We start from the raw sequence: 5,877 nt of genomic DNA, 5'->3' as shown, positions 1-5,877 counted from the left end.
ATAGTTGTCGAAACTGAGGATGTCTCTCCCCCAGAAACTCAGTCAATAGACTTAAGTCAAATCGAAACAATAGTTGTCGAAACGGAAGATTTAGTTGCGCCAGAAACTCAACCGGTAGATTTAAGTCAAACTGACACAACAGTTGTTGAAACTGAGGATGTCTCTGCCTCAGAAACTCAGCAAGCAGATTTAAGCTTAGCTACTGCACCTGTGGAAAATGAGGCAGCCATCACCGCAGCGGATACGGCAGCAGCAGAAATTCAAGATGCCGTACCTGTTGTTGAAAGAGAAGATTTAGCTGGACAAGAAGAACAAGGAGAAGAGTTAAATCAAACAGCCACAAATGATAGGGAAGAATTGGTAGTTTCTGAAGTAGAAACATTACCGAGATCGGAGAGCGAAGCATCGGAAAGTGAGAACCTTACAGTTACTTGTCCGAAATGTAACTCTACTGATGTTCGCAAAAATGGCCGTCAAAAGGACAAACAAAAGTACCTTTGCAAAGACTGCGGCAGACAATTTGTTTGGACTGGTTCTGTTGAGGAAAAAGTTCAGCCGAAGTCTGAGACAGAAAAAGAACCAAAGCCTGTTGATGAAATCTTCACCCCTAAATCAAAAGGTTCCAAGAGCAAACTTAAGAAATCATCTAAAGGCTTTGGACGTGGCAAAAAAAGGTAAGGCTGTTGTCGGTGTCGTAGTTGATAGTTCATAGTTTACAGAGAATGGCTAATAGTTAATCGCCACGAACAATTAGCCATTAGCGATCGACTGTGAAATATAGCAACTGCTCATGTTAGGACGTTCTTGATTCCTGAAACCTTTGATTATAGCTACTTCTTCCCCAACGCCCGACGCCCGACGCCCTAGCTATATGAACTATAAGTTGACTTCTCCCCGGCTTGAAAGACCGGGGATTCTAAGCAGATGCTACGAGGGAGGGTAAACCCGTCCCTATAAGGGTCTTTTTAGCTGTCACCCAAAATGAAATTCGGGTGGGACGAGTCAAAGCGCCCCTAGACACTCCGTTAAGGTCTAAACCCAACGTCATGCTTACTTTACGCAGAATGTTGGCAGCGCCATTACAATCTGCGTTGATGTACCAGTTCTGAGCAGTGCGGTACAAACCTCTTTTGATTCGCTTTCCAGCGGCTTGCCACCCTTCAGGTTTTTCACCGAACGTAGGTAGCTCGTCTCTGTCCACGAATGAAGCTTTTGAAGTGTACGATTCTTCAGTTTCGACAAATTGAATGCCGTAGTGTTCGCACAATTGCTTAATTCGGTCTTTGAGACGTGCGGTAGGAATTTGAACAAATTTCTGATTCGTCTTGGCTCCCATGTTGGCAGAGTCTTTCTGCCCTTTGTTCCAACCGAAAACGACTGTACCAATACCGTTCTTATCGCAGTGTTCAATTACTTGCCGAGCGGCTTTATTCACTGCATCACGAAGGAGGCGATTACGCTTCTCGGTGATTGCAGCTAATCGATTGCTCCAAAACCCTGGAGGCTTTCCATCTTTAAGTGTTGAAATCTGCTTGTTGTACCAGCGATTCAAGCTTTTAAGGTGCAAACCATCCACAATGAAGCTAGTACCGACATTGCTCACACAGGTTAGCCAGTTATTCAAGCCAGAATCAATTCCTAATGCTTTCAATGGGTCTAGAAGAGCGTCAACAGCGTCAACCTTGTAGACAAACTCAGCATAAAAACACCCATTACGGGGAAGGATTCTCAGCTCTCGAATATCGGAATACTCAAGGTTTGACGGCATTGTCAGCAAAAAATTCTTTATTCCAAACCATGTTTGAACCCTCCGCCCCAATGGGATCGCAATTTGCCCATCAACCAGCTTTTTACCGAGTGCCTGTTTCGGGTATGCAATCAGGTGCAATCCGTTTTTTGTTCGGTAGTTAGGGAACTTCGGACGATTGGCTAATCCACCCTCATTGAACAGTTTTAACAACCCCTGGAAGGATTTAACTGATTCTCCAACCGCACCACAGACTTGCTGTGCAGCCTGAGCGCATAACGCGCTGTAGTGCGGATTCCGTTTAAGCTCATTGTTCAAGTCGAACGGCTTAACGTACTTGTCAGCCTTGAAATACATCTGACGAGCATAGTAAATCGCGCAATTGTGCAGTTTGTTGGACTCTCCACAAATGAACTCAAGAACCGCTTTTAGATCTCTATCTGGCTTGATTAAAACTTGCTGACAACCAAACATCGTTTTACCTTTTGTTGTTATTATATGTTATCAAACAATAATCAGCAACAATATATTAGGCATGACTAAACTTTCTCCCAAAGATTATGAGTACAGGCGAACTGAAGGATCTGTTTCGTCAATCAACTATCATTTCGTGTTTGTTCCCAAACGATGTAGCAGCTAGATTGCCGCAAATAATTTTCGGTTTGGTTGAAGAACACAACTGGAAGTTAATTGCACTGGAAATCATGCCGGTATCGTGTTCACTTCTTCATCAATGCCCCTACCAACGAATCAGCTGCTGAAATTGCGCGATTGGTCAAAGGACGGGCTTCTAAGCTACTTAGAGACGAATTTCCTCATCTTAAAAAACTGCCAAGCTTGTGGAGCCCAAGTTACTTCGTTGCCACCACTGAACAGGTTTCAACCGAGATCGTGAAAAAATACATTGAAGGGCAAAAGGGAAAGTAACCCGGACACACAACGGGCTAAAGCTTTGTCCTAGCTTTCATCCCCCGGTTGAAACGCGGGGGTTCTCAGCATCTTTTTGATAGGTTTAACCATCCAAAGGGAGTGTGTTTGGAAGCCCAACTTGCTGTATAAATTCACAGCAGGTTGGTTGACAAGAAATACCTGAAGACCAATTTGGCGATCGCCCCTTGCTTTGGCCCACTCCTCACCCAGCCCTATCAGAGCTGTAGCGATACCCTGACGGCGATGTTCTGGCAGTACGTAAAGCAAAAAAATATGGGCATGACGATCGCCAGACACCTGATCGATCGCATTACCCATCCACAAGCAAGCTACCCGATGCGAGTATCCTCGCTTCTCCTTACCCCCCTCAATCCCCCCGTCACGGGGGGAAGGTAAGAAAGAATTTTTATTGCTGGGAAGTCGATCGGGATCGTCTTCCCCCTTATCTAAAAATTCCACTAACCAAAGCGGCGTATCTTTGGAAAAATATCGATCGACAGTATCAGCCAAATGGGAAATATTGCCACCTGGAAAAAGCTCCTGGTAAGTTTGCTGCATAAACTTTACCAGCACAGATCGATCCAAACTTGACCCAACATAAAGCTGATAGTCTGGGAGCAGCAGCATTTATAACTCAGCCTGTAGGGTGGGCATTGCCCACCCCAATGTATCAGCAGCACCCACCTCCTCAATCGGTGCCGGTGCAGCCATATCGGAGGGCAAAAAGATCCGAGCGCTGACGGCGACCAAAGCCACTAAAAATACCAGCAGAATCAAAAACGGAGTCACGTATGCACGGAAGAAAGCCATGTTTGGGATTGGATAAACCTAGCTAAAGGTGAATTGCCGAGAGATTTTTCAAGAATTGTAACGCTCTTTCTTTCAGTTTACAGCTAAGCATCAAAATCGGGCTTATCATCCAGTCCGGGTCTTGGCATCGCTACAGGCTCAGAATTCCAGGGCGCAAACACCGGCAGCAACAGTAAACCTGGTAAAGCCGCAGCAATGGTGATGAGGAAAAATACAGACCAACCAGTGCTTTGTGCGATCGAACCGGCTGGTGCTACCAAGATATCGCGACTGAAAGCCATAAAGCTAGAAAGCAAAGCATACTGAGTAGCAGAAAAGCGCTGGTTGCAAAGAGTGGTCAAAAAGCCCAGAAAAGCTGCTGTTCCCAATCCCCCACAGAAGTTTTCGATATTAATAGTCAGCACCAACATCTGATAATTTTGGCCTAGCTGGGATATGGCAAAATAACCCAAGTTACTTAATGCTTGCAAGCCACCGAATAGCCAAAGCGATCGATTAATTCCGATTTTGCTGAGAATTGCGCCACCTGCTAGAGTTCCCACAATTGTCGCCACCAAACCCATACCACCCTGTATTGCGCCAATGTCGGTTTTGGTAAAGCCAACATCGAGCAAAAACAGCCTGGACATATTACTAAGTAAAGAATCCCCGAATTTGTAGAAAACTATGAATAACAGAATTAATGCACCTTGCAACCAACCGTTACGCTGGAAAAATTCTAAAAATGGCAATATGACTGCTTCTTCTAATGATGGCGGTCGTATGTTGTCCGAGACGGGTTCTGGTGCGAAAATCGAGGCAGCCAAACCGATCGTCATAAAAGCAGCCATCAATAAATAAACTACAGGCCAAGGCAGACGATCGGCAAGGATAAATGCCAGCGAACCTGTGACTAGCAGCGCAATGCGATAACCTAAAACGTAAACTCCTACACCAGCTCCGAGTTCTAGTTTTTCCAGAACGTCGGTGCGATATGCGTCAATAGCGATATCTTGCGTAGCGCTGAAGAAAGCAATCAATACAGCGTTGAGAGCTACGAATTGTAGAGCTTGGGCCGGTTTTTGGATAGCTAGAGTTGCGATCGCCAACACTAGAAGCAATTGCGTTAAAAACATCCAGCCGCGACGCCTTCCCAAAAATGGGGGCACAAATCGATCGAGTAAAGGCGACCACAGAAACTTCAACGAGTAGGGCAAACCCACCAAACTAAAGAACCCAATGGTACTGAGATCTACGCCTTGTTCCTTCATCCAGGGTTGCAGAGTAGTGCCTGTCATGAACAAGGGCATTCCTGCCGAAAATCCCAATAATAAAAGAGCCGCCATCTTGCGGCTCCCAAAAACTTGTAGAAAAGAAAGAGTTGATTTCACGAGCGATTACACAAAACTTGTAGACTTTGTGTTATCTTCCCACAAGAAAGAACATCTGTCCGGAGAGATACCTATCTTCGCCTGCTTGATGATTTGGCGGGTGGATCGTAACCGCGCCAGACACCAACCAATACGCCTTGTACTTGCACTTGATCGGCTAGAGCTTCAATTGGTGTGTATTTGGGATTGGCAGGTTTAAGGGTGATGCGATCGCCCCTCTTGTAGAAGCGTTTCAGGGTAGTGCCCTTTCCTTCCACCCTTGCCGCTACAATTGTGCCGTTTTTGACCAGATTTGGATCTGATATCGGTCGCATCATCACCACATCCCCTTCTGCAATCAGCTCTTCGATCATGCTGTCGCCGACTACCCGCAGTGCAAAAGTTTTGTCTGGCAATAACACAGTGGAAATATCCAGTCTTTCTACTGCATCGGTGAACGGTTCCACCAAACCGCCAGCTGCGATCGTACCCAAAATCGGCACACCTTCCGAGCGCTGTTGCAGTATCTTAATCGTGCGGGCTTTTCCATCAGACCATTCAATGTATCCTTTTTTTCGCAAATGTTCCAGACGACTTTGTACCGGTGCGGGCGACTTCAGGTTCATCGCCAGCATCATTTGTCGAATCGAAGGAGCATATTGATGCTGGCGAATGTACTCCACCAGCCAGTCGTACAGTTCCTTTTGAGCTTCTGTGAGAGTTTCCATAATACGCTAGGGACAGAGTTAGAAGTTAGAAGTTATGAGTTATGAGTTTTAATTTCATAACTCATAACTTTTCCTCTTAGAACATTCGTACTATTAAAACCCCCAATCTGTCCAGTCTCTTTCTAAAAGTCAAAAGTCAAAAGTCAAAAGTCAAAAATAAGACCCAGAGGGAGAGGGAAAAGGGAAAATATTAATTCTTCCGCCGTAAAGCGACAAACGCTACTCATGAACCAGCCTGAGCGCGACGTTGTTGCAGTTTCTGTTACGCAAAGAAACCGGGTTTCTATGAAAAATCGTCGCTTTGTAGCTGACA

At 45.4% G+C, this 5,877-nt stretch carries 5 protein-coding genes and 2 pseudogenes; 2 read left to right on the top strand and 5 right to left on the bottom strand.

Features of this window, described 5'->3' with window-relative positions; all coding sequences use genetic code 11:
* Window positions 1–210 precede the first annotated feature (210 nt).
* Window positions 211–600, top strand: a pseudogene (locus tag H6S82_RS34380) (IS1 family transposase); the annotation flags it as partial.
* A 316-nt stretch (window positions 601–916) separates the two neighbouring features.
* Here the strand turns inward: H6S82_RS34380 and H6S82_RS15165 are convergent.
* A complete protein-coding gene (locus tag H6S82_RS15165; protein ID WP_190463874.1) occupies window positions 917–2,221 on the bottom strand; it encodes an RNA-guided endonuclease TnpB family protein in 1,305 nt (434 codons plus the stop codon).
* A 285-nt stretch (window positions 2,222–2,506) separates the two neighbouring features.
* Between H6S82_RS15165 and H6S82_RS33585 the strand changes: the two are divergent.
* Window positions 2,507–2,674: pseudogene (locus H6S82_RS33585) on the top strand (transposase); the annotation flags it as partial.
* A gap of 30 nt (window positions 2,675–2,704) precedes the next feature.
* On the opposite strand, the gene H6S82_RS15155 reads toward H6S82_RS33585, so the two are convergent.
* The 4 genes from H6S82_RS15155 to lexA all read right to left on the bottom strand — a co-directional run bounded on the left by H6S82_RS15155 (window position 2,705) and on the right by lexA (window position 5,564).
* Entirely contained in the window at window positions 2,705–3,304 is a 600-nt protein-coding gene (locus tag H6S82_RS15155; protein WP_190463873.1) for a GNAT family N-acetyltransferase, read from the bottom strand.
* Window positions 3,305–3,487, bottom strand: a complete 183-nt coding sequence (locus H6S82_RS15150) for a hypothetical protein (protein ID WP_190463872.1) — start codon at window positions 3,485–3,487, stop codon at window positions 3,305–3,307. It abuts the gene before it with no gap.
* Between the two features lie 83 nt (window positions 3,488–3,570).
* On the bottom strand, window positions 3,571–4,812 hold the full coding sequence (locus H6S82_RS15145) for an AmpG family muropeptide MFS transporter (RefSeq protein WP_199315204.1): 1,242 nt from the start codon (window positions 4,810–4,812) through the stop codon (window positions 3,571–3,573).
* A gap of 116 nt (window positions 4,813–4,928) precedes the next feature.
* Window positions 4,929–5,564: a transcriptional repressor LexA gene (gene lexA, locus H6S82_RS15140; RefSeq protein ID WP_190463870.1), complete on the bottom strand. Its 636-nt coding sequence runs from the start codon at window positions 5,562–5,564 to the stop codon at window positions 4,929–4,931.
* Between the last annotated feature and the right edge of the window lie 313 nt (window positions 5,565–5,877).

Source organism: Planktothrix sp. FACHB-1355 (genome assembly GCF_014748295.1).
GTDB lineage: Bacteria > Cyanobacteriota > Cyanobacteriia > Cyanobacteriales > Aerosakkonemataceae > Aerosakkonema > Aerosakkonema funiforme_A.
The sequence above is the reverse complement of the archived record's forward strand: the minus strand, read 5'-3'. Positions and strand labels throughout refer to the sequence as shown.

Excerpts from the sequence above, each read along its gene's own strand:
- H6S82_RS15165 (WP_190463874.1), bottom strand. The coding sequence starts at position 2,221 with ATGTTTGGTTGTCAGCAAGTTTTAATCAAGCCAGATAGAGATCTAAAA.
- H6S82_RS15155 (WP_190463873.1), bottom strand. The coding sequence starts at position 3,304 with ATGCTGCTGCTCCCAGACTATCAGCTTTATGTTGGGTCAAGTTTGGAT.
- H6S82_RS15150 (WP_190463872.1), bottom strand. The coding sequence starts at position 3,487 with ATGGCTTTCTTCCGTGCATACGTGACTCCGTTTTTGATTCTGCTGGTA.
- H6S82_RS15145 (WP_199315204.1), bottom strand. The coding sequence starts at position 4,812 with ATGGCGGCTCTTTTATTATTGGGATTTTCGGCAGGAATGCCCTTGTTC.
- lexA (WP_190463870.1), bottom strand. The coding sequence starts at position 5,564 with ATGGAAACTCTCACAGAAGCTCAAAAGGAACTGTACGACTGGCTGGTG.